The 22,939-nt window shown below is 31.8% G+C and carries 22 protein-coding genes; 6 read left to right on the top strand and 16 right to left on the bottom strand.

The window, feature by feature from the left end:
- Positions 1-8: 8 nt before the first annotated feature.
- The 5 genes from lpxD to Q0807_RS11390 form a co-directional block, all read right to left on the bottom strand.
- Complete coding sequence (gene lpxD, locus Q0807_RS11410) at positions 9-998, bottom strand: UDP-3-O-(3-hydroxymyristoyl)glucosamine N-acyltransferase (RefSeq protein WP_299109945.1); 990 nt, start codon at positions 996-998, stop codon at positions 9-11.
- A 226-nt stretch (positions 999-1,224) separates the two neighbouring features.
- Positions 1,225-2,343 (bottom strand): DEAD/DEAH box helicase, encoded by a 1,119-nt coding sequence (locus tag Q0807_RS11405; protein WP_299109942.1) that lies wholly within the window; start codon positions 2,341-2,343, stop codon positions 1,225-1,227.
- A 289-nt stretch (positions 2,344-2,632) separates the two neighbouring features.
- Positions 2,633-4,183 (bottom strand): SDR family NAD(P)-dependent oxidoreductase, encoded by a 1,551-nt coding sequence (locus Q0807_RS11400; RefSeq protein ID WP_299109939.1) that lies wholly within the window; start codon positions 4,181-4,183, stop codon positions 2,633-2,635.
- A 27-nt stretch (positions 4,184-4,210) separates the two neighbouring features.
- Positions 4,211-4,660, bottom strand: coding sequence for a KTSC domain-containing protein (locus tag Q0807_RS11395; protein WP_299109936.1), 450 nt, complete (start codon positions 4,658-4,660; stop codon positions 4,211-4,213).
- Positions 4,661-4,738: 78 nt separating this feature from the next.
- A complete protein-coding gene (locus Q0807_RS11390; protein ID WP_299109933.1) occupies positions 4,739-6,292 on the bottom strand; it encodes a DEAD/DEAH box helicase in 1,554 nt (517 codons plus the stop codon).
- 205 nt (positions 6,293-6,497) lie between these two features.
- Here Q0807_RS11390 and Q0807_RS11385 point away from each other — a divergent pair, with 205 nt between their 5' ends.
- Positions 6,498-7,433, top strand: a complete 936-nt coding sequence (locus tag Q0807_RS11385; protein ID WP_299109930.1) for a peptidoglycan DD-metalloendopeptidase family protein — start codon at positions 6,498-6,500, stop codon at positions 7,431-7,433.
- A 59-nt stretch (positions 7,434-7,492) separates the two neighbouring features.
- On the top strand, positions 7,493-9,736 hold the full coding sequence (locus tag Q0807_RS11380; protein ID WP_299109928.1) for a type IA DNA topoisomerase: 2,244 nt from the start codon (positions 7,493-7,495) through the stop codon (positions 9,734-9,736).
- A gap of 56 nt (positions 9,737-9,792) precedes the next feature.
- On the opposite strand, the gene Q0807_RS11375 is transcribed toward Q0807_RS11380, so the two are convergent.
- The 5 genes from Q0807_RS11375 to Q0807_RS11355 form a co-directional block, all read right to left on the bottom strand.
- Positions 9,793-10,254 carry a GyrI-like domain-containing protein gene (locus Q0807_RS11375; protein ID WP_299109925.1) on the bottom strand — a complete coding sequence of 154 codons (462 nt, stop codon included), beginning with the start codon at positions 10,252-10,254 and terminating at the stop codon, positions 9,793-9,795.
- Between the two features lie 207 nt (positions 10,255-10,461).
- Positions 10,462-10,923: a cold-shock protein gene (locus Q0807_RS11370; RefSeq protein ID WP_299109922.1), complete on the bottom strand. Its 462-nt coding sequence runs from the start codon at positions 10,921-10,923 to the stop codon at positions 10,462-10,464.
- 181 nt (positions 10,924-11,104) lie between these two features.
- Positions 11,105-11,806, bottom strand: a complete 702-nt coding sequence (locus Q0807_RS11365; RefSeq protein WP_299109919.1) for a TonB-dependent receptor — start codon at positions 11,804-11,806, stop codon at positions 11,105-11,107.
- Between the two features lie 83 nt (positions 11,807-11,889).
- Positions 11,890-12,366, bottom strand: coding sequence for a DUF4251 domain-containing protein (locus Q0807_RS11360; protein WP_299109916.1), 477 nt, complete (start codon positions 12,364-12,366; stop codon positions 11,890-11,892).
- Position 12,367: 1 nt separating this feature from the next.
- Positions 12,368-14,839: a zinc-dependent metalloprotease gene (locus tag Q0807_RS11355; RefSeq protein ID WP_299109913.1), complete on the bottom strand. Its 2,472-nt coding sequence runs from the start codon at positions 14,837-14,839 to the stop codon at positions 12,368-12,370.
- 135 nt (positions 14,840-14,974) lie between these two features.
- On the opposite strand from Q0807_RS11355, the gene Q0807_RS11350 reads away from it, so the two are divergent.
- A complete protein-coding gene (locus Q0807_RS11350) occupies positions 14,975-15,271 on the top strand; it encodes a DUF3817 domain-containing protein (protein ID WP_173301521.1) in 297 nt (98 codons plus the stop codon).
- Complete coding sequence (locus Q0807_RS11345) at positions 15,264-16,502, top strand: mechanosensitive ion channel family protein (RefSeq protein ID WP_299109910.1); 1,239 nt, start codon at positions 15,264-15,266, stop codon at positions 16,500-16,502. Before Q0807_RS11350 ends, Q0807_RS11345 begins: the two co-directional genes overlap by 8 nt.
- On the opposite strand, the gene Q0807_RS11340 is transcribed toward Q0807_RS11345, so the two are convergent.
- On the bottom strand, positions 16,499-16,891 hold the full coding sequence (locus Q0807_RS11340; RefSeq protein ID WP_299109907.1) for a hotdog domain-containing protein: 393 nt from the start codon (positions 16,889-16,891) through the stop codon (positions 16,499-16,501). The genes Q0807_RS11345 and Q0807_RS11340 overlap by 4 nt on opposite strands.
- Before the next feature lie 205 nt (positions 16,892-17,096).
- Between Q0807_RS11340 and Q0807_RS11335 the strand changes: the two genes are divergently transcribed.
- Positions 17,097-17,510, top strand: coding sequence for a glyoxalase (locus tag Q0807_RS11335; protein ID WP_299109904.1), 414 nt, complete (start codon positions 17,097-17,099; stop codon positions 17,508-17,510).
- Positions 17,511-17,514: 4 nt separating this feature from the next.
- Here the strand turns inward: Q0807_RS11335 and Q0807_RS11330 are convergent, their stop codons facing one another.
- The 3 genes from Q0807_RS11330 to Q0807_RS11320 form a co-directional block, all read right to left on the bottom strand.
- On the bottom strand, positions 17,515-18,192 hold the full coding sequence (locus Q0807_RS11330; RefSeq protein ID WP_299109901.1) for a DUF2461 domain-containing protein: 678 nt from the start codon (positions 18,190-18,192) through the stop codon (positions 17,515-17,517).
- Positions 18,193-18,276: 84 nt separating this feature from the next.
- On the bottom strand, positions 18,277-18,462 hold the full coding sequence (locus tag Q0807_RS11325; RefSeq protein ID WP_299109898.1) for a hypothetical protein: 186 nt from the start codon (positions 18,460-18,462) through the stop codon (positions 18,277-18,279).
- Between the two features lie 119 nt (positions 18,463-18,581).
- Entirely contained in the window at positions 18,582-19,484 is a 903-nt protein-coding gene (locus Q0807_RS11320; protein WP_299109895.1) for a mechanosensitive ion channel family protein, read from the bottom strand.
- Positions 19,485-19,860: 376 nt separating this feature from the next.
- On the opposite strand from Q0807_RS11320, the gene Q0807_RS11315 reads away from it, so the two are divergent.
- On the top strand, positions 19,861-20,082 hold the full coding sequence (locus Q0807_RS11315) for a hypothetical protein (RefSeq protein ID WP_173301208.1): 222 nt from the start codon (positions 19,861-19,863) through the stop codon (positions 20,080-20,082).
- Between the two features lie 204 nt (positions 20,083-20,286).
- Here the strand turns inward: Q0807_RS11315 and truA are convergent, their stop codons facing one another.
- Both truA and Q0807_RS11305 read right to left on the bottom strand, forming a co-directional pair.
- Positions 20,287-21,072 carry a tRNA pseudouridine(38-40) synthase TruA gene (gene truA / locus Q0807_RS11310; protein ID WP_299109891.1) on the bottom strand — a complete coding sequence of 262 codons (786 nt, stop codon included), beginning with the start codon at positions 21,070-21,072 and terminating at the stop codon, positions 20,287-20,289.
- Between the two features lie 115 nt (positions 21,073-21,187).
- A complete protein-coding gene (locus Q0807_RS11305; protein ID WP_299109888.1) occupies positions 21,188-22,843 on the bottom strand; it encodes a T9SS type A sorting domain-containing protein in 1,656 nt (551 codons plus the stop codon).
- Positions 22,844-22,939: the final 96 nt, after the last annotated feature.

Here is a 22,939-nt window from a genome sequence, read left to right as displayed (position 1 = left end):
GTTATAGATTATCTCGCTAGTTTTCTAAGCGCAACCCATTGTTTCAACATTTCTCTAGAATCTACTGCAGGATAACCCAATACGGTTTTTCCAGCAGCAACATCATTCATAACTCCAGAACCAGCTCCAACTGTTGCACCAGAATGGATAGTTGTATGATCTTTTATAGAAGCAGATCCTCCTATAATTACACCATCTCCTAAAGTTACAGAACCTGCAAGCCCTGAGCTTCCTGCCATAATACAAGAACGTCCAAGGACACAGTTATGGGCAATCTGAACCAGATTATCAATTTTACAACCATCGCCTAAAATCGTAGAACTAAATTTACCACGATCTACACAAGAGTTGGCTCCTATTTCTACACCATTACCAATCACTACATTTCCAATATGTGGAATTTTTACTAAGCCTCTACCATCATCACTAGGACGATACCCAAAACCATCTGCGCCAATACTCACATTATTATGGAAAATACAATGACTACCAATAACAGAACGTTCTCTAATTACTGTACCAGACCAAACTGTTGTGTAATCACCAATAGTAGTTTCATCTAAAATAGTGACATTAGGATAAATGGTAACATTTTCACCTAAAACAACATCTTTACCAATGTAAGAACCAGCACCTACTCTACTTCCATTACCTATTTTAGCAGATTTATCTATAATAGCCGCAGGATGAATTTCTGTTTCAAAATGTGGTGTTGAAGGTGTAAATGACTCTAGTAATTGAGCCATAGTTAAGTCGGCATTCTTTACTTTAATTAATACACGGTTTTCACCAGGTTCTATATCTAAGTTATCATTTACAATGGCCAAACTTGCTTTAGAATCTTTCCAAAGTGCTGCAAATTTTCGGTTACCAATAAAGGTGGCCTGATTTTCTGTTGCTTTTTGAATTTGCTCTAATCCTGTAATTTTATGTGTTGTAGAACCTACAACTTCGCCGTTTATAAAGGCATTTATGTCTTCAATTGTGAATGATATCATTGTTATAATAGTGTTTGTAGTTTATTAGACACACAAGATAATACTAAAATATGAAAGTCATCTATTTTGAGATTTGAAGTATTGAATTATAACGTCAATTCGAGTGAATTTACCAGAGTAAATTTGTATCGAAAATCTTTATGTACTTGAAGCTTCTCCATACTAAATTCCCCAAAAATAGAATTTTACTCGAAGTGACGAAATGTAAATAAATTTATGATGCTAATTACATCGATATCTCTCTAAACGTAATCCCTAAAGCTTTTTGAATATCTAACACCTTCTGCATTTCACCAGGAATTATCAACGCAATTGATTGTCCGGTTTTACCAGCTCTAGCCGTTCTTCCGCTTCTATGCGTATAATAATCTAAGTGCTCTGGTAATTGGTGATGTAATATAAATGCTAAATCATTAACATCAATACCTCTTGCAGAAACATCTGTAGAAATTAGTACTTGTAGACTTTCATTCTTAAAAGCACGCATCACTTTATCACGATCTCTTTGTTGCATATCACCTTCTAAAGCACCAACTGCGAAACCTTCTTGTTGTAATTGATGTGTTAACGCTTGTGTACCAGCTTTTGTTTTACAAAAAATGATACCTCGTTCATCTTTGCGACTATCTAAAATTTTTGTAATTAAATTCAGTTTATCTTTTATAGTTGTTTGCACAAAATGATGCGAAATATTCTCGTTAACTAAGGCATTTTTATTCACCTCTATTTTAACTGCATCAGGAGACATATACGTTTTTACGATTCTTTTAATCTCTTCTGGCATGGTCGCAGAAAACAACCAAGTATTTCTTTTCTTGGTATTGTATTTCAGTATTTTGGTTAAATCTTCTTTAAAACCCATACTTAACATTTCGTCCGCTTCATCTAAAACTAAGATTTTAACGTTAGAAATATCAACGGAACCACGTTCAATTAAATCAAGTAAGCGACCAGGTGTTGCTACAATAATATGCGTTGTTCTTGCAAGATTTTTAATTTGTATGTCTATTTTTTCACCGCCATAAACACCTTCAGAAAAAATCTTCTTATCGATATACTTTGTGAATTTAAAGAGTTGTTTTTGAATTTGTTGCACTAATTCTCTTGTCGGCGCAATAATCAACGCTTGTACATCAGAATTATTAGTGTCAATGGCATGTAAAACAGGTAAGCCAAATGCTGCTGTTTTACCTGTACCAGTTTGAGCCAAGCCTATTAAATCTGTTTTAGATTTTAGTAAAATCGGAATCGCAGTTTCTTGGATTTCTGTTGGATTAACTATATTGAGTTCTTTTAATCCTTTTATGTAATTCTTATGTATTCCTAATTGTGAAAATGTCGTCATAATATTTAATTGTGCTGCAAAGGTAATTTGTACTTTGGATATTATATCAATTTATATTGAAAATTAAAATTTGGCAGATTTAGATGGAATAAGATTTGAATTTCTCCTTATTCAAAGTTTTTGACATTCCGAATTAGGAACGAAGAGGAACTTCATTATTTAAGGTTTCGACTTACTGCGCAAGCTACCTTTAGCTAAAATACATTTTATGCTCGCCAATGCTCAGCCACACATCTCGTATAAAATATGAAATGGCATCTAAAATATTAGAACTCAAGTTCTATTTCATCTACCAGCTAATAGGACGATAATCCTTTAAGAATTTACCAGACCAATGCTTTCCTGTATTGATGCCATCAAATAAAGGGTCCATAACTCTAGCTGCACCATCAACGATATCTAAAGGTGGCTGAAAATCATGCAACTCTTGTTTACGTTTTGCTAATTCCGCAGGATCTTCGTCCGTTACCCAACCTGTATCTACGGCATTCATGTAAATTCCTTCTTTAGCTAAACTACCAGCAGCTGTATGCGTTAACATATTAAGAGCTGCTTTTGCCATATTGGTATGTGGATGACGATCTTCTTTAAAAAACGAATGGAACTTCCCTTCCATCGCAGAGACATTAATAATGTGTTTCTGGCCAGTATGATCTTTTTTCATAACTTCAGACAAACGATTACATAGTACAAAAGGTGCTACAGAATTCACAAGCTGAACTTCAATCATTTCAGTAGTTTCAATCTCACCTAATTTTAAACGCCAACTGTTGGTTTTTCTTAAATCTACTTGTTGTAAATCGGCATCAAGCTTTCCTTCTGGAAAAACCTCTTGAGACACCAAAGTATTATCAAAACTATAAGGAATCTGAGATAATTTAGCAGACGAACGTAAACCAATTCCTGGTTCTGGTCCATGCCATGTTACAGGCATATTTTTATTTGGTGATGCACTAGGAGTTAATTGTTTTAACTCATGTAGACATTCGGTATGATCGTTAAGTAAATCGCGCGCAAATTTTGGTAATTCTTCTATTGATCGCTCTTCATTTGGCATTAAGTGACTATAGAATCCTGCCGGTCGTCTTACCGTTTGTGCAGCATTATTAATCAATATATCAAGCTTTTCGTAACGTTGTTCTATAAAGTTACAGAAGATTTCTACACTTGGGATATGTCTTAAATCGAGACCATGAATTTTAAGTCTGTGTCCCCATTCTGTAAAGTCTTCTTCTTTAGAAAAACGCAAAGCAGAATCTACAGGAAAACGTGTGGTTGCAATAACTGTGGCTCCACCTCTAAGTAACATTAATGTAATATGGTAGCCGATTTTTAATCGAGAACCAGTGATTACAGCAACTTGTCCTTTAACATCTGCTGTTTGAAAACGTTTAGCATAGTTAAAGTCACCACATTCTTCGCACATGGTATCATAAAAATGATGCAGTTTGGTAAATAAAGTTTTACAAACGTAGCAGTTTCTAGGAGACTCAAGCTCTAATTGTTCTTTCGCTTTTAACTCTGCTTCTGGCAACAATTTTGGCGCAACAAAAATATGTGCTTCTCTTGCGCTTCTTATTCCTGTTACTTTTCTTGCATTTTTATCTCTTGCAGCTTTTTTACGTTTCTCTGCTTTTTTAGCATCTTTTTTACGACGAGAAAATTCTTCTCTACTTGGACGCGATAATTGTCCGGATGCTTTAATTAAAGCCGTTCGTTGTGGTTTCGGAATTTCAAATATCTGGTCTGTATCAGTAACTAAACGTTCTAATATAGAAATACACTTTTCAATCTCGTTTATAGAGATGTCTTCAGGTTGATTTGAATTTTCGTCGCTCATAACTATTGGGACATTAACTATTATATGCTATGCTTCTTGAAGTTCTTTCTTAGATTTTCTATAAGTGTAAGAATTGAAAATACTACGTCTTGCAAAACGCATTTGCTTATCAGAGTTTAAGAACTTAATAAATACACCTTTTGGCACACCAAAATACTCATAAGTTGAGCCGTCTTGAAATGTAATTTCTAACAATAAACCTTTATGCTGAAAGTCTAAAATAGTTGAATCTGTTATCGTTGCAGTATATTCTTCTAAGTTAGCAGCTTTAGTTTCTGGTGCAATACTTACTAAAAAATGATAACCATCAATTATTTCTACACTCTTTAATTCTGCTTCTTCTTGTCCAGCATCTCCATCCTGAAATTTATCTGGATGCCATTCTTTTACAAGGTTTCTGTAAGTTTTCTTTAAAGTTTTTAAATCTATAGCTTCCTCTACTGAGAATAACTTTTTGTACTGATTAATACGTTTCATTTTAGTGTTTTATTTTGAAGGCGCGAAATTACGTTAAATATTGAGATAAAAACTATTTATTATTTTAATTACAATCGCTTAATCTTCAGGTGGAAATCCGTGAATTTCTTCAAACTTTTCATCAAAATTAGTTCTTAAGTAAGAATTTAATTTTTTCTGATAATCGTCTTTCAACCATTTTAAGAAATTATAAGTACTTCTACTGATGCACTTCGCATAAACTTCAATACGTTGATTAATATCATCTTTTAAAAGTTTTGCTAGAGCCAATGCATCATAAACATCTTCACTATTTTCAATACAAATTTTAGCATGATGCTCAATTGAGCGTTCTAAAACAACTTTAGACGATTCACCTTTAGCAACAGCATCTTTATAAGTTTGTTTAATATCGAAATAAGTATCTTCAGATTTAGAAAATTCTTCTTTTACTTCATCGGATAAATCGTGCTTAAAAGTAGATTCAATAACTTCATCATCCTTAATACGATCTGCAAACCAATTAGGCGACTTAAAAATTAATTGCCAATCTAAATCTGCTCCCCAAGGACCAAATCTATAAAGGTTGTTTCCTAAATCTATAGTTGTAAATTTCGATTTGTTATTCAATATACGAGAACCACGACCAATCATTTGGTAATAAAGTGTCAATGATTTTGTAGCTCTGTTTAAGATAATAGTATCAATAGTTGGCTCATCAAAACCAGTGGTTAAAATACTAACTGAAGTTAAAATAGCATCTGGAGTTTCATGAAACCATTTTAAAATCTGCTTACGTTGCTTTTTTGTTGCCGTATTATCTAAGTGCATTACTGGTAAATCTGCTTCCTTAAAAGCATAATACACATTAATAGAGGTGTTAATACCATTATTAAATATCAAGGTCTTCTTCCCTAGCGAATGTTTTTTATAAGCATCTACTAATTTTTGAAGCATTGCAGGACTCGAGTATAAATCTTCAGATGATTTTACTGTATAATCTCCATTAGAACCAACTTCTAGAGAGGTTAATCCCATATCGTAAGCATAAGTTTCTGCCCTTGCCAAAAACTCATTTTCTATAAGATTCTCAATCGTTTCACCAGTAATAAGTTCGTCGTAGTTATCCTTCATTGGTAACTCCTTATTAGAGCTTAAAGGCGTTGCTGTAACACCAAGAATAAAGGATTTTTCAAAAAACTTAAAAAGCTTTGTAAATGAATTATAATGTGCCTCATCAATAATTACCAAACCAACATCAGAAATATCTAACATGTTATCATTTAGTCTATTATTCAGCGTTTCAACCATAGCAACAAAACAAGAATATTCGGCTTGATCATCTAAATTTGCTTTACTATTAACCACCTTGTTCGTTACTCCAAAACCATCCAACATTTTAGCTGTTTGGTTACAAAGTTCAACTCTGTGTGTCATTATTAATACCTTCTTTTTATGATTTTTAAGGTATTGACGAACCATTTCAGAGAAGATAACCGTTTTTCCACCACCTGTTGGTAATTGGTATAACAAGTGATAATCTTCGCGTTCAGAATCAAATTTTTCGAATATTTGATTTATAGCACCTTGTTGGTAGTCATATAATTCTTTATCGGTCTTTTTTTCTTGAACAGCTTGATTTATTTGAGACATAAATTTAATTTCGGGTTATAATTTGAATCTGCAAATTTACAACACTTTCGTTCACAAAAAAAGTATCAAACCCATAGATACTTACATAAATTGAAGAAAACAATATTTTTTCACACAAAAAGTTCCATGCTTTTAAAATTTAAGCTAGAAATAATATTTATTATATATTTACGTTTTTAAAGTTTGTTAGACTATATATCCCTCTATGAAATACATCTTTTTCTGTGTTATTTTTGCTTGCACTATTGGTTTTACTTTCGCTCAGAAAGACACTATTCCTACTTCTATTAAAATTGAATTACAACCAACTAAGCTAAAAAAAAGTAATCTTATTAATGAAGTAGAAATACCTTTAATAACGAAGCCTGAAAAAGCTTCTATTGCTGTGGATATTAAAGGAGAATTTTGGGATACAACCAATCACAATCCTTATAGAGAAACCGTTCAGCAATTTCCTTTAGAATTAGAATTTACTGACAGTACTTATGCATCGCCTGTACCACATACTAAGGTTGTAACATCTCGCTACGGTTGGCGAAGAGGACGTCCGCATAACGGAATTGATATTGATTTGGTTACTGGTGATTCCGTGGTTTCTATATTAGATGGTGTGGTTAGAATTGCGAAATACTCTAACGGATTTGGAAATGTTGTAGTTATAAGACATTACAACGGTTTAGAATCTACTTATGCACATTTATCTCAAATTAATGCCAAAGCAAATGATACTATAAGAAAAGGTGAATATTTAGGTAAAGGTGGTAATACAGGAAACTCTAGAGGAAGCCACTTGCATTTAGAATTAAGTTATAAAGGCCAACCAATTCATCCGGAATATTTATTCGAGTTTTCTCCTGAAAACAAGATTAGATCTCAACAAGTTTGGGTAACACAAAAATGGACACATGCTAGATTTCATAGCTCAAAACAAATGAGTGAAATCAAAGTTATTAAATCTGAAGACGAAGCTGCACTTTTAAGCCTAACTCATCAACCTAAATTTTATGTCGTTAAAAAAGGTGATACACTTTACGGCATTTCTAGGCGTAATCACTTGTCTGTCTCTAGACTTTGCAAAACGAATGCTATTAAACAATCCTCTCCTTTAAAAATTGGTCAAAAATTAGTTTTAGAACTTTAATATTTTAGCTTCACCTTTATAAAATTCTGTATTTTCGCAGTCATTAAATTTTACTCCATTTGAAAGTCTGTATTGCCGAAAAACCAAGTGTTGCAAGAGAAATTGCCTCTGTATTAGGAGCTACCACCAAACGAGATGGTTACTTTGAAGGCAATGGCTATGCAGTAACTTATACTTTTGGTCATCTTTGTACTTTATTTGAACCAGCAGATTATAAACCATATTGGAAAAGTTGGGATTTAAACAACTTACCCATGCTTCCTGAAAAATTTCAGGTTAAAGTGGCTAATAATGATGGCATTAAAAAGCAATTTAAAATTGTAAAAAGTTTATTTGATCGTGCTGATATCGTTATAAACTGTGGTGATGCTGGCCAAGAAGGAGAATTAATACAACGTTGGGTTATTAACGAAGCACAATATAAAGGGAAAGTTCAGCGCTTATGGATTTCTTCCTTAACAACTGAAGCTATTAAAGAAGGTTTTAAAAACTTAAAACCCTCTGAAAACTATGACAACCTTTATTATGCTGGCTTTTCGCGCTCAATTGGTGATTGGCTTTTGGGTATTAATGCTACACGATTATATACTGTAAAACATGGTGGTTACAAACAAGTACTTTCTGTAGGTCGTGTGCAAACACCAACGCTCGCAATGCTTGTAAATCGTTTTAAGGAGATTGAAAACTTTGTGCCACAACCATATTGGGAATTACAAACACTTTATAGAGATACACTTTTTAGTTATGAGGAAGGTCGCTTTCTTAAAATGGAAGATGGTGAAATATTAGCTAACAAAGTAAAGGAAGATGAGTTTGAAATAGTTTCTATTACCAAAAAGAAAGGTACTGAATATGCTCCTAAGCTTTTTGATTTAACTGGTTTGCAAGTTTATTGTAATACTAAGTTTGGATTTTCGGCAGATGAAACGCTTAAAATAGCTCAAAAATTATATGAGAAAAAAGCCGTTACCTATCCTAGAGTTGATACTACATTTTTACCAAATGATGTATATCCAAAAGTAAAAGGTATTTTATCTAAATTAACTGATTATGCGAGTCTTACAGCTCCTGTTTTAAGTAAAAAGATTAAGAAGTCTGCTCGTGTTTTTAATGACAAAAAAGTAACAGACCACCATGCTATAATTCCAACCGGAATGCAAACGCATCTACAATATAATGAACAACAAGTTTATGACATTATTGTAAAACGATTTATTGCAGTTTTCTATGATGATTGTAAAGTATCTAATACTACAGTTATAGGAAAAGCTGCAGATGTAAATTTTAAAACCACTGGTAAAGAGATATTATCTAAAGGTTGGCGTGTGGTTTTTGAGAAACAAGATACTTCATCAACTACTAATACGTCAAAAGACAAATTGTTACCCACTTTTGTAAAAGGCGAAAAAGGACCTCATGAACCTTCGTTCCTAGAGAAACAAACCAAACCACCAAATCAATTTACGGAAGCTTCACTTCTACGTGCCATGGAAACCGCAGGAAAACAAGTAGATGATGATGAGCTAAGAGATTTAATGAAGGAGAATGGTATAGGTCGTCCATCTACACGTGCTAATATTATAGAAACGCTTTTTAGACGTAAATATGTAAAACGTAACAAGAAGCAATTAATTCCGACAATTACGGGAATTCAACTCATTGATACCATACAAAACGAACTTTTAAAATCTGCTGAGCTCACAGGAACTTGGGAAAAGCAATTAAAAGATATTGAAAAAGGAGAATTTAGCGCTGCTGCCTTTATAAAAGGTATGAAACGTATGGTTGATGCTTTAGTTTACGAAGTTCGAAGCGAAAAAGTACAAACTAGAATTTCTGCTGTAAATAATAAACCTGCGGGAAAACAAAAATCTAAAACTAAGGCCAAAGCAAAGACTGAATCCTTAGTAGGTAGTGCTTGTCCAAAATGTAATTCTGGCTCATTATTAAAAGGAAAATCGGCTTATGGCTGCGGCCTTTATGGTAAATCTTGTGATTTTACTTTACCATTTAATTTTGGTGATAAAAAGATATCAGATAAACAATACATTCGTTTATTGACTAAAGGGTCAACTGTAAATTTAAAAGGTTTTAAAATTGAAGGACAAACTTCGGAAGGCTTATTAAGGTTTGATGATAATTTTAAACTAAAATTTGAACCTAAACAAACGGCCAAAAAAGAATCTATTAAAGCAGGAGATTCTTGCCCTAAATGTAAAACAGGACAAATCCTAAAAGGTAAAACAGCTTATGGTTGTAGTAATTATAAGAGTGGTTGTGATTTTAGAGTTGGGTTTTTATAAAATATCTTTCATTTGATTATTGGACAATTTGAAATAATTCAATTAATTAACTCTATCTAGTTTTTTACTGGCACATAAAAATCCTCTTCAGATTCCTGACTTCCGTTAATATACTTTGCTCCCATCACTTGAAAATGTAGCCTATTATCAATATCATAGCCTGATGTTGGTAACCATTCCGTCATAATTTTTTGATAAGTTCCTGCAGCATCCATGCCTTTATGAACAAAAACAGCATAGTCACTTTCAGGAATTGTAAGCGAAGTCATTCCTTCAGGAATATGTTCTAAGCTAGAAACTTCAACACATGCCCAAATATCAAAGGGTTTTTCAATGGCATTAAAATCATCATAAGCCTGAACTGCAATGAGTTCAGAATTTAAGCAACCTAAAATTTCTTTTTTACGTGGCATAAAGCGTTTCCATAATGCTACAATATTGCCAAATTCACCATGGTGCATACTGCTTTTTAGGCCTATAAGTTTCTTGTCTGATATGGTAATTAGTTTTGGTTTCATTTAATATTTTGACTTAGAGGTCTAAAGGTATAAAAAAAGCACAAGTTTATAACTTGTACTTTTTATGAATTGGCTTAAACCTACTAAAGAAACCAATTCTTAACCCTAATTTATAACGTTAATTATTAATTTCTAGTATATATAAAGAACAGAAAAAAGCCACTATCATTAAGATAGTGGCTTTTTATATTTATAAACGGAATGTGTTTATTTTGCTTGTTTAACTCTTACTGCATTCATGCCTCTTTGACCTTTTTCAAGTTCAAAAGTTACTTTATCATTTTCTGCGATATCATCAATAATTCCACTAACGTGTGTAAAATGCTTCTCGTTGGTATCCATATCAATAATAAATCCGAAACCTTTAGAACTATCATAAAAAGAAACTTTTCCGTTTCTAATTGGATCGAATTCTTCTATATCAGAATCATCTTTTTGAGGAATTCCGATAACGATATTCTCAGCCTTAACCTTCACTTTCATTGAAGGATCTGGAGGAGTATCAGTTAGATTTCCATTATGATCAACATAAGCAAGAGGAATTCCACCTGTTCCGTTTTCGTCTCTTTCGAGTTTACGCGCTTCCATTTTCTTGCGCTTATCTTCTCGTTTTTTTAATCGTTTTTTTTCTTTTTCACTTTTACTAAAAGTTTGTTGTGATTTAGCCATTCGTAGTTTTAAAAATTAAATTATGCGTGCCTTTGAAAATATTGTAATGCAAACAAGTTAATTAACTTAACAATGAATAGTATTAAATTCTAGTAAATAACTTAAAGGATAAAGTTATTTGTGTAGTATATTTTCAATAAACCGATGACAAATATACAAAATATATGCCAAATATTTTAATTTAAAGCTTATAAACAACACCTAAAAGTACTCTAGGCATAAGACTTGGCTGTTTTATGGCCTTATTTGCATCAGTATATGTAAATTGAGTATTGTTGTTTTGATTATCATCTCTTGGATTTACATTATCATCATCAGGACTGTACGATGTGTCATGACCTTTTAAGGTATTGTTGAAAAAATAATCTAAACCAATTGCCGCAGCTAGATTAAATTTATCTGAAATTTTAAACTGAGTTTCTGCTCCTATTCCTAATCCAAATTGTTTAGACGTAACATCAAAATCCTCATTACCACCTATGTAATTAAAATTTGCAGTGAAACTTGAGTAACGTGGACCAAATACGATGTAAGACTCTTCAAGGTTAAGTATGTCATGCTTCCACATAAAATCTAATCTATAATCGAAAGATTTCCCTTTTTCTTCAGGCACACCATTTGTGGCATTATTGATAAATATACGCCTTGCATCGGCTGAATTCCCTGGGTCTAAACTGGTATAACCTAAACCAAACCGAAAATGTAACGGTAAAGATTCTATGGGTTTTAGTGCTGTAAAATTAAGGTTAAATCCTAACCCTCTATTATATCCACTAAAAAGTCCAAGGGTAAATTTTGATTCTTGAATGGTTGTTTTTTGTGAAAATGAAAATAAAGAAATGCTGAAAAATGCTAAAAATAGCATTGATTTGAGTAGGTTCATAATTTAGATTTAGGTTAAACGATTGGGTGTTATAAAATTATATAACACCTTATTTACGTTTAAAATCTAAATTGAGACGTTATTTAGTCCTTGTTTTTTATTTTTCCTGTCCAATAAATTAAAGTATCATTACCAGAAGATGCTGTTAAAAAAGCATTTCCGCTTGGTTTAACTTCAATATTAACTGATACCGTTTCGCTTGCTGACTTTACACTAAAACTGATAGAAATCTCTTGTTTGTCGTCATTAAAATTAACGTTATAGTCGCTAATATCACCAGAAACATTAATTGTTTTATTTTTAGATTTAATTGAAACTAGTTCTCCAGACATTTTAGAATCAGAAATAACTAATTGATTTGAATCATCACTTAATTTCTCACGCGTTCTATCTTCTAAAACCATGTTTCCTACATATAGAAATGATTCCGATTTTACTATAGATTTTGAATTTTGGTAGATTGGAGCAAAGACTTCTTTTTGCGATTGCTTGGTTTGCGCGCTTACATAAGTTGTTGCTGAAAGACTAAAAATGAAAGCTAATAAGATTAATTTTTTCATGTTATTTTGGGTCTAAAATTGTATTAATTCGCTCTATACCATCTCTATAATGGTATTGTGTTTCTGTATTTATCTCTGTTCTTGATGCTGAAGTAAGCATACGCTTAACTACATTTAACTCACCTCTAACCAATGCTCTAACATCAGATTGGTTAACATTAAAATATTGACGACTTCTATTTGGGTCTAAATCTTCTGTCATTAAATTGAACATAGCATCTAAATAAACACGTTGCAAGTTACGTCTAAAAACTGAAACATTTTTACCTGTATTTGCTTCTGCCCAAATTCCTTTACGTAAATCTCTTAACATGTCTAATGCTGAATAACTTTTTGCATCCAATGCACTATGATCAATTAATCTTCCTAAACGCTCAAAATTCAGTAAATTATTTAAATGTCTAGCTTGGTAACGTCTTATCTTATCTGTATATCCAGCATAATTTATATTTTGCAGAATAGACTTGTCTATTAAAAACGTTGGTGTTTCAAAGGCGTTTTTATGTAACCAATCTATCGCAGATTTCTGATAAGCTTTAGAAACTGGGTTATAAACCACACCTCCTTGTGATGGGTTTTTAGTGTCTTCCACAACGCCTCCAACATGAGTTACTACATGACCAACGTAACGACTCCAAACACTTAACAGTTCTCCGTAAAGTTCTTCTAAATCTTCGTAGTTATCGGTTTGGTCACTAGTCCAATTCGGTAAATTCTTAGCTACTATTTTTAAGTTTTTAAGTCCGTAAGTACTTGCTTTAATACTGTTGTTTCCAATATCTTCTGTTTGTGCTGTAGGATCAAAACGACTGCTTTGTTTTCCGAATTTATAAATAGGATTTCCTGCTTTTTCAAGAATCCACCTATTCAATATTACTTTCTCTTCATCTGCAGAATTTGCAGTATCAATATATCTGTAACCGTAATTAATAGCATAATCATCGTATGGTCCTAATTGTCTCACAAACCTAATGTTTTGATCACCTGGTTGCGCTATATAATTGTAACGTGCATAATCCATAATAGTCGTTGCAATGCCATTTTTCTGTGTAAAATCGCCATCTCTGTAACTTTCTACATCGAAAGCATAACTTGCACTCATATTATGAGGAAGTCCGAGTGTATGACCAACCTCATGAGCTATTACCATTTTCATCATCTCACCAATTTCTTCATCTGGTGTATTTAAAGTTCTTGCTAAAGGATTGGCTGCTCCTGTTTCTAATAAATATCTGTTTCTGTAAGAACGTAAATGGTTATGGTACCAAATAATATCACTTTCAATAATTTCACCACTTCTAGGGTCCGTAACACTTGGTCCTATTGCATTTCTGGTAGTACTAGCAACATATCTTACAACAGAATATCTTATATCTTCTGGACTAAAATCTGGATCCTCTTCTTTGGTTGGTGGATCTTTAGCAATGATTGCGTTTTTAAATCCGGCTGCTTCAAAAGCTTTTTGCCAAAGCTCAATCCCTGCTTTCATATACGACCTAAATTTCATTGGTGTTGCTGGATCTAAATAATAGACAATTGGCTTAATTGGCTCGACTAATTCACCTCTATTGTATGCTTCAATGTCTTTAGGAACAAGCTTCCAACGTCTTAGGTATGTTTTTCTGTCTGCTTTTAATTCTTCACTGCTATAATCGTATTTACTTAAGGTAAACCAACCTACACGTTCATCAAAAAGTCTTGGTTGCATTGGTACTTTTGGTAACAAAATCATTGACTGATTCATTTGTACACTTATCGTTTCATCACCTGTATTAATAGGAGGCTTTGCCGCATTATATGTAAAATCTTGAATCACTTCTATATTCTCTGGAAAACTTTTAACAGAGTTTATAAAACTCCTAGACTTATCTAAATTTTTCACCTTGTAAGCTGAACGTAATCTTGAAGACATTCCACTAATTGACTTCACATCTGAACCATAAAAACTACTTACATCAATAACAACTGAAGATGAATCTTTTGAAAATGCAGCAATATCAAAAGCATATAACGTAGGCTCATAATTATTAGCTTTTACAGAAACATTAATAGGTAAACTATCTGAAGCTACTGCGCTGGACGATTTCTCTTTAATTAAAATTTTATCTTTAAAACGTTCCCAATTAATTAATCTGGTATTTGTTTTAGTACCTGCATTTACATATCCACCACCTAAATTTGAAGGTAATTTAGCAAAACGACTTACCAAAAGCATATCTGTATTTAGATGCGCCATCGGAATTTCAAAATAGTACTTCTCACCTACCATATGCACATCAAACAAACCTTTATCTGTAATTGCTTCTTTGGTAATTACTTGACTATAATCCTTTATTTTTCCTTTTTTCTTTTTTGGAGTTACAGCAGCAACTTCAGTAGATTTAGAATTTCTTTTTTTCTTACTTACCGATTGTGCTGTTGAACAAGAAAGAACAATGAATGCGCACAATGTGAGGGTTAGGATTTTTTTCATGAATTGGTTGGTATTTTAGTGAAACATCTGGTTAAAGATACTTAAAGAATTATAGTTTCAAAAAAAATCTTAAAAGCTGTTAAAGTCTATACTTATTCCTTAATTCTACAGTACTTTTGCAGCAAAATTAGAATGATGTTAAAACTATTACCCTTTTTTAGAATTGTAGCTGTATTAGAAGGTGTTTCATACCTGTTATTATTGTTTATTGCTTCCCCTTTAAAATGGTTTTATGACGATCCGCAATACGTTAAATTATTAGGAATGCCACATGGTATTTTATTTATGATATATGTGGTTATTGCTGTTTTAATTAGTTCTGAAATGAAATGGACAACACGTACGCTTTGGATTGTTTTAATTGCTTCCGTTTTACCCTTTGGCACATTTTATATTGATAAAAAATACTTAACAAAATCTAGTCGTGCTTAATATAAAACACCTTTTATACAATTTTTTAATAGACAAAGGTTTGTCTGAAAATACAGCCAAGTACCTTAATATGCTTGGTCTTCTTTTAGCTCTGATTGTAATTGCTTTTATAGTTGATTATATTACTAAGCGTGTGCTTTGGCGTTTTTCATCTAGTGTTGCCAAACGAACAAAAACTAATTTTGATAACATTTTAATCGCCAACAAACTACCACGAAATGTTGCACATATTATTCCGTTATTGATTCTTATAGAATTTGTACCTCAGGTTTTTTCAGATTTTGAAGTTGCTCAGAATATTATAGAAAAAACACTAAAGGTTATTACTATTCTCTTAACACTTCAAATTATTAGAAGTTTATTAAGTTCAGTTAAAGATTACTTAAAGACTCTGGCAAGATATAAAGATAAACCTATTGATAGTTACGTACAGGTCTTTATGATTTTTGCTTGGTTACTGGGACTATTTTCTATTTTAGCTATTGTAACAGGTGTTTCATTTTTAAAATTCGCTACGACTTTAGGAGCAGCTTCTGCAGTTATCATCTTAATTTTTAAAGACACGATTCTTGGTTTTGTTGCAAGTATTCAAGTCTCTATTAATGACATGGTACGCATCGGTGACTGGATTACTTTTGAGAAATATGGCGCAGATGGTGATGTTACTGAAATTAACTTAGCAACTGTAAAAGTACAGAACTGGGATAAAACCATAACCACTATACCAACTTATGCCTTAATATCGGATTCTTTTAAAAACTGGAGAGGCATGATGGCTTCTGGAGGTCGACGTATTAAACGATCGGTTATTATAAAAGTCTCTACAATTAAATTTTTGAATGCTGAAGATATTGAAAAACTGAAAAAGATTCAGTTAGTGACCGATTATCTTGAGCGTAAAGACGTTGAATTAAGTAAGTTCAATGAAGCACATGGTGCTGACAAATCGGTTTTAATTAATGGTGTCAATCTTACTAATTTTGGTGTTTTTAGAAAATATCTGCAAACCTATATTGAAAGCCACTCTGCCATAAATAAAGATATGACATTAATGGTTAGACAATTAGAGCCAACAGCTCAAGGAATACCTATGGAAATCTATGCCTTTAGCAAAGATCAACGTTGGGTAAACTATGAGTTTATAATTGGCGATATTTTTGACCACGTTTTAGCAGCCGTAAAATATTTTGATTTAGAAATTTATGAATTAGATTTAGGGAAAAAGTCCTAATCGTCAGCAAGCCTATCTTTTACAAATTCTATTTCTGTTTTTCCATGAGGTTTAGGTTTTCCATCTTCTCCTAAGTTAACCATTACAATATTATCTACAGTTAAAATTGTTTCTCTTGTCATTTTGTTTCTAGCTTCACATTTAAGTGTTACGGAAGATTTTCCGAATTTAACAACGTCAATACCAAGTTCTACAATATCGCCTTGCACAGCTGAGCTCATAAAATTAATTTCGGATATAAACTTTGTTACAATTTTTGAATTTTCGAATTGTATAATTGTGTATAAAGCCGCTTCTTCATCTATCCAAGCTAAAAGTTGTCCTCCAAATAATGAACCATTAGGATTTAAATCTTCGGGTTTTACCCATTTTCTAGTGTGAAATCTCATATGTTTTTATAATGTTTTTAGTAGTGTTGTTTTCTATGATAAAGGTAAGATATCATTACCATTTTATAAGTTGAACAGAATAGGATTTTTAAATATTAAAATGCACAATGTTAATAACAGCGTTAACAAGATAATGGTGCATTTAAGTTGAAACGGTATGTAATTCATTAATTTTAATACCGAATTAATCCTTAATTACCATATTATGTCCTCAAGATTTAATGACCTACTATCAATTAGACCAGAAATTCTATCTGCCAAAGTACATGAAGGCACAAGTGCTGAGGAAGCATTTCAGAATAAAACATTGAGACCTATTATTAAGCTTCAACACGATTTATTTATTGCAGTCTTTAAAAACTATATTAGAAAACACAAAAATGTATTTCTAAGTTTAATTTTAGATGAGCAATTAAAGTATATCTCTAATGCTATACAGAAAGATATAAAATTTAGAAACGCTTTAAAAGGAATGGTTATTGGCCAGTTTACGGTTGAAGAATACGAAATTTACATTAAAAACTCTTCGGCATTAAATAAGCGAATAACTAATATTATAAAAGAGCGCTTAATACATAGTATCCAACTTTTTAATCAGCCAGAATTACAGGAAATCTAAAATTTTACAATAGCGATTCTCCATTAAGGTTAGTTGTAAGCACATCACTCATATAATCAAAAAATGGTCTTACATTTTTGAAAGCTTGATTAACTTCGTCTAAAAAGTTATCTGCAAGGACTTCCTTATCGGTAAACTTCTTTACAAAGATAAATTGCTTTCTTCTTATTAAGTCTATAGCAGGATGTTCTTTATCAAATCCTTTTGGTGCTGTTTTTAGTTCGTCTCCTGTAAAATTTCCCCAAGTGTCTTTAAAGGTTTTATCGTTTAAAATGTTGCGTATTTCACTATCATCCATTTCAAATTCTTTTCTTATTCGTAAAATATCTTCTTTACTAGGGTCCCAAAAACCTGTAGCTATAAAAGATTCATTATTGGGTTGAATATGCATATAGTAACCACCTCTTAGTTCTGGCTTTTTTCTTGCAAAAGAACCACCAAAATGTGTTTTATAGGGTAACTTATTTTTAGAGAAACGGACATCTCTATAGATTCTAAAAATCTTTATTTTTTCAATTTGATCATGAGTATTCATTAATTCACCCAAATAATTATAACACGCCTTAACTTTAGCTTCAATAGTCTTGAAATCTGGCTTATGCTCATTAAACCAATCGCGATTATTATTTTTTTCAAGCTTTTTAAAAAAGGTTAATATTTCTTTTGGGATGGAATTACTCATAGGTGTTATTTCTAATATGGTCTTATTTTTATAAAAATATAAAAAGCCATCGTAACGATGGCTTTTTAATTTTACTATTTAGTATTATTTATTGTCGTCAACGACATCTTCAACTTCATCAGAAACATCATCTGCCGCATCTTCAATTGCGTCGCCTGTATCTTCAACAGCTTCTTCAACTTTTTCACCTGTAAATTTTTGTTCTCTACAACTTGTTGTCATTAAACTTAAACTAAATAAGGCTATAAATAAATAACTTAATTTTTTCATGCTTTTTTTTGTTTTAAATAATTAATATATACAAATATCACTATGATATGTTGTTTGGTTTTATTCTTTTGCGATGCATATTAACTCGAATACTTTCGCATTTATTATTACTAGCTTTTTTAATTACTTGCAAAAGCTTCTTTTAAATCTGGCGCTTTAACATTTAACTTATTATCGAATTGTAAAGTTCTAATTGGGAACGGAATATTAATATCTTCTTTGTCATAAGCTTTCTTAATCTCAATAATCGCTTTAGTTTTTGCTCTTAACTTTTCGAGCATACTATCTGCATCAATCCAAAAGCGACATAAATAGTTGATAGAGCTTCCGCCAAATTCTGTATAATAAAACTCTACATCATCTGCAGTTTTTACTTGGTCGAATGTATTAGCAATCACATCTTTTGTTAATTGTTCTACTTTTTCTAAATCGGACTCATAGCCTACTCCACATTCAATAAAAACACGCATTCTTGTAGTTAAGGAATAGTTTTTTAAAGGATTATCTAGAATTGTTTTATTGGGAATAATGACAATATTATTATCAGCTTCTTTTAACGTGAAATCTTTAAGGTTAATATCCATCACCTCTCCCGAAAACCCTGTAGTTTCTACCCAATGACCAATTTGTATTTTCTTTCTAAAGGATAATATAAGTCCTGCAAAAGTGTTTGCTAAAGTTCCTTGTAACGCTAAACCAATTGCTAAACCAACAACACCAGCACCTGCTAATAATGAGGTTAGTGCTTTACCCAAGTTTAAAACACCCAAAGCAATAAATAAACCTAAAGCCACAACAACTACAGCACTTACTCTACTTATAGCGTTTTTAATTGAAGCTTGTTCTATTTTTTTATCAATTAACCTAACTACTAATCTGCTAATGTATTTTGCAGCAAAGTATGTTGAAACCATGACTAAAACGGCCAATATTAAATTTGGTATACTTTCTATAATGGCATTAAACCATCCTATTAATTTGTCTACAAGATTGCCAAAGGCAGTATTAAATTGTTCTTTCATAGTAATATCTATTTTTTTTAAATTATAAATCATTAAATATGCAAATGATATTCTCTAAACATCTACAATACAAAGGTGGTAATGTTAAAGAGATTCGTTTTGCTCTTTTACTAATAGTCTTAGCTCTTTTCAAAAAAAGCAAAATTCATTCACATTATATATTTCGTAATTAAAAGAGTCTACTATTTTGTATTTGCATTTTGTTTTATATCATATTTAGGAATCCAATAATTATTAATTATCACAAACTTTTGTAGCGATATATAATGAGATGTTAGACTAGTGTATATCTCATGAATAAATGTTATTGAATAAACTTGTGAGTTGTTTTAATTTTTCCTATTATGCACTACTTTTAAAAACAGATATTATATTTATGGGTAGACCAGCAACAAGACCAACCAAACTAAAGGACGGTTACTATATTGAAATCAGAAACAAGGGCTCAAGATCAGGTGTAAAACTTTACAGTGGAACTAAATTACAGATGCATCGTGCTATAAAAATGTACGAACGATCTAAAGAAGTGATCATTTTAGGCGAGTCTGTTGACGGAAAATTCGTTAACAAAGAGCCAAAACTTCATGTTGCAGATTAATTTGTAGCATTTTTCTCATTCAAATATTTACTAATTATTAAGATGATATAATGCATTATTTAATTGTTGATTATAATATTAGTATTATTGAATCAACTTCAAAATAGTATATTTATTGAAATCTTTTTTATTGTATTTTGAATAAGAAGATATTTTAACCAACCAAAATTTAAAAAGGTATTAGTTTGTTCTAATACCTTTTTTTTATTCAAAATCTAAAGAATGAAGTATTAAGCCTGAAGCGGGTGCGATATAATCCATCACTTCAGTACTTTCAATTTTCAGAGTCTCTTCTATATAATCTAATGTTATTTCTCCTCTACCTAGTTTAATTAAACAACCAAACATTAAGCGTATTTGGTTTCGCATAAATCCCTTACCAACAACTTTAAATACATAAGACTCTTCAGGAAAGAAGTTTGCTGTGTAAATAGTATTGTCTACTATTTCTGAAGCTACAATGGTTCTAAAATATTCGCCTTTATCTGTAGCTCTGTAACAATAAGTTTTAAAATTATGTGAACCTTCAAACAATTTTGCTCCTTGTTTCATTAGTTCAACATTCAATGGTTCTAAAATAGTAGTAAGAATTGGTGCGCAAAAGGGATGATTTTTTTGACCTTCTGAAAACACATAATGATATTCCTTTAATTTAGAATCTTTTATAATATTAAATTTCTTATCTACTTCTTTTATAGACAAGGCTCTAATATCTTGCGGTAAATTATGATTGAACAGATCTAAAAATTCGTCAAAATCTTCAATAGGTTCATTATATATAAATAACTCTAAGGCAGCTTCGTTTGCAGATACCATGGCATCAGTTCTACCAGCACCTAAAGTTTTAAATCTTATATCTTGGAGAATATATTTAAGTGTACGATCTATCATAAGATGCACTGTTTTTACATCTGGTTGTTTTTGCCAACCATGAAAACGATAGCCTAAATATTGTAGTTTTATAAGGTAATAGTAACGTTTGTCGAACATGTTGACAAGAACGCTATTTTATAGAAGATAGCAAAAATATTACTTAATATTATTAAATAAAAAACTACCATAACCGTGAGATTATGATAGTTTTTATTAGTGCAGTAATTAGAGGCTATTTAATTATTAATTTTTCTACACGTTTTTCATTTGCATTATCTCCATTTAGAGAAATAATATATACACCAGGTATTAAATATTTCACATCCAAGATTTGAGTTGTACTATTTGTATTTAGAGCGCTTTCTAATATAAGACGTCCGTTAGTATCAAACAATTCTGCTTTTGTGTCATTATTTAACTGACCTTTAATCTCTATAGTATCGTTACTGTTGTTAGAAATAATACTTATTTCATCTAATTTTGAATTTAAAACACTAAGTGCCTGATTAGTGAATCTTAAGTAAAAACGACCAACACCAGAAATATCAGAACCAGCAGTAAATACATAATTATTAGAATTTAATAACATTGAAGAATTGGTAGCAGCATCTTCTAAATACACATCGATGTTATCTGGCATATCAGTCTCAGTAATACTGAATGTTACTTCTTGACCTTGAGTTGCGTGAACTCCTAAAGGCACAACAACATCATTCATAGAAGCAGGATCCATTGCTTGGATAGCAAGTGCAGCACCTGTATTCTCCTCAATTAAATTAGAGTATATTGAAAATTCTGGAGGCGTTTGTCCATAAATACTAGAATCATATCCAGGATCAAAACCACAAGTTGCATTGTCATTAAAATAAAAATCAGTTTCAAAACTAGCACCATTTGCACTAGAGTTTAATTTAATATGTCCATGGTGAGGAGAAGTAGTCTCTGAACGACCAGCAATAAAATCATCTGAATCTCCTATACAACGCATAGCTCTTGTAAAATCAATTAATCCTCCGCCTGGTTTAGCCTTCACAAAAAATGCTTGACCTGGAGTAATAACCTCAGGAATTTCTGGTGAATCAATAACTGCTTGATTCCATACTACCCAACCATCAGATGTATCTCCATCATAACCATAAACAGCATGAGCAGAACCTGAATCTAATTGATCTTCGTTAATTTCAAAGAATAATTCAAAATCAATGTATGATGGGTAAGGGTTTCCTACAAGATTCCATCCATTAGCGGCAACATTATCATAGATTGGTATATCTAGAACATCGTCTGATCTTACATCACCTGTAAAAACCAACTCACTACCATCCATTGTAGCAGTTCTAAATCCTTGTCCAGATAAAATTTCAGTTGTTGCGTTACCAACGACGTCATAGTTCTCATAAGTACCAGTTATAGCATTAAAAGGAGCAAAAGCTCTAAGTGTTGATTGAGCAGGCAAGTTAGAATTTGCAGTTGCAAATGCAGGAAATAACTGTCCAGAAAGTGGTGAAGCAATTAAATCGTTTGTACCAATTGGTGCTATTTGCGATGTGTGTCTATAGTAATTAACAACACCAACAATTGTTCCGTAAGAAATTAAACTAGCAAATTGTGTAGATGTAGAATACAATTCTACAACACCTGCAGTTAGTGTATAACCAGAACGAAGAAATACAGTAGCACCTTCGTTTACAGTAAAACTTGCACAAATGGTATTAGCATCGATATTCACAACACCAGATTCAATTTCAATTTCATCGATTGAGGTTGAAACGCCTACTGGGCTGCTTGGAGACCAAGTACCGTTATAAGTATAACTTTCTTGTGCTTTTAAAGCATTAGATGCAAATAACGCAAATAGTAATAATAGAGTAGTTTTTAAAAATTTCATAAGATTAGGGTTTTTGATTTATGTTAAATTTATGTTTAACAAACTTAGGAAAACACTAAAATCATTCGTTGAAATACCAAATAAATCGATAAAAAA

The sequence above is a fragment of the uncultured Winogradskyella sp. genome (genome assembly GCF_947495255.1).
Lineage (GTDB): Bacteria > Bacteroidota > Bacteroidia > Flavobacteriales > Flavobacteriaceae > Winogradskyella.
This window is presented reverse-complemented; position numbering and strand designations above follow the sequence as displayed.

Coding starts and splice junctions, on each gene's coding strand:
- truA (WP_299109891.1), bottom strand. CDS start 21,072: ATGTTCGACAAACGTTACTATTACCTTATAAAACTACAATATTTAGGC.
- Q0807_RS11320 (WP_299109895.1), bottom strand. CDS start 19,484: ATGAAAGAACAATTTAATACTGCCTTTGGCAATCTTGTAGACAAATTA.
- lpxD (WP_299109945.1), bottom strand. CDS start 998: ATGATATCATTCACAATTGAAGACATAAATGCCTTTATAAACGGCGAA.
- Q0807_RS11340 (WP_299109907.1), bottom strand. CDS start 16,891: ATGAGATTTCACACTAGAAAATGGGTAAAACCCGAAGATTTAAATCCT.
- Q0807_RS11335 (WP_299109904.1), top strand. CDS start 17,097: ATGTCCTCAAGATTTAATGACCTACTATCAATTAGACCAGAAATTCTA.
- Q0807_RS11375 (WP_299109925.1), bottom strand. CDS start 10,254: ATGAAACCAAAACTAATTACCATATCAGACAAGAAACTTATAGGCCTA.
- Q0807_RS11395 (WP_299109936.1), bottom strand. CDS start 4,660: ATGAAACGTATTAATCAGTACAAAAAGTTATTCTCAGTAGAGGAAGCT.
- Q0807_RS11360 (WP_299109916.1), bottom strand. CDS start 12,366: ATGAAAAAATTAATCTTATTAGCTTTCATTTTTAGTCTTTCAGCAACA.
- Q0807_RS11405 (WP_299109942.1), bottom strand. CDS start 2,343: ATGACGACATTTTCACAATTAGGAATACATAAGAATTACATAAAAGGA.
- Q0807_RS11325 (WP_299109898.1), bottom strand. CDS start 18,462: ATGAAAAAATTAAGTTATTTATTTATAGCCTTATTTAGTTTAAGTTTA.
- Q0807_RS11330 (WP_299109901.1), bottom strand. CDS start 18,192: ATGAGTAATTCCATCCCAAAAGAAATATTAACCTTTTTTAAAAAGCTT.
- Q0807_RS11350 (WP_173301521.1), top strand. CDS start 14,975: ATGTTAAAACTATTACCCTTTTTTAGAATTGTAGCTGTATTAGAAGGT.
- Q0807_RS11355 (WP_299109913.1), bottom strand. CDS start 14,839: ATGAAAAAAATCCTAACCCTCACATTGTGCGCATTCATTGTTCTTTCT.
- Q0807_RS11385 (WP_299109930.1), top strand. CDS start 6,498: ATGAAATACATCTTTTTCTGTGTTATTTTTGCTTGCACTATTGGTTTT.
- Q0807_RS11315 (WP_173301208.1), top strand. CDS start 19,861: ATGGGTAGACCAGCAACAAGACCAACCAAACTAAAGGACGGTTACTAT.
- Q0807_RS11370 (WP_299109922.1), bottom strand. CDS start 10,923: ATGGCTAAATCACAACAAACTTTTAGTAAAAGTGAAAAAGAAAAAAAA.
- Q0807_RS11365 (WP_299109919.1), bottom strand. CDS start 11,806: ATGAACCTACTCAAATCAATGCTATTTTTAGCATTTTTCAGCATTTCT.
- Q0807_RS11305 (WP_299109888.1), bottom strand. CDS start 22,843: ATGAAATTTTTAAAAACTACTCTATTATTACTATTTGCGTTATTTGCA.
- Q0807_RS11390 (WP_299109933.1), bottom strand. CDS start 6,292: ATGTCTCAAATAAATCAAGCTGTTCAAGAAAAAAAGACCGATAAAGAA.
- Q0807_RS11400 (WP_299109939.1), bottom strand. CDS start 4,183: ATGAGCGACGAAAATTCAAATCAACCTGAAGACATCTCTATAAACGAG.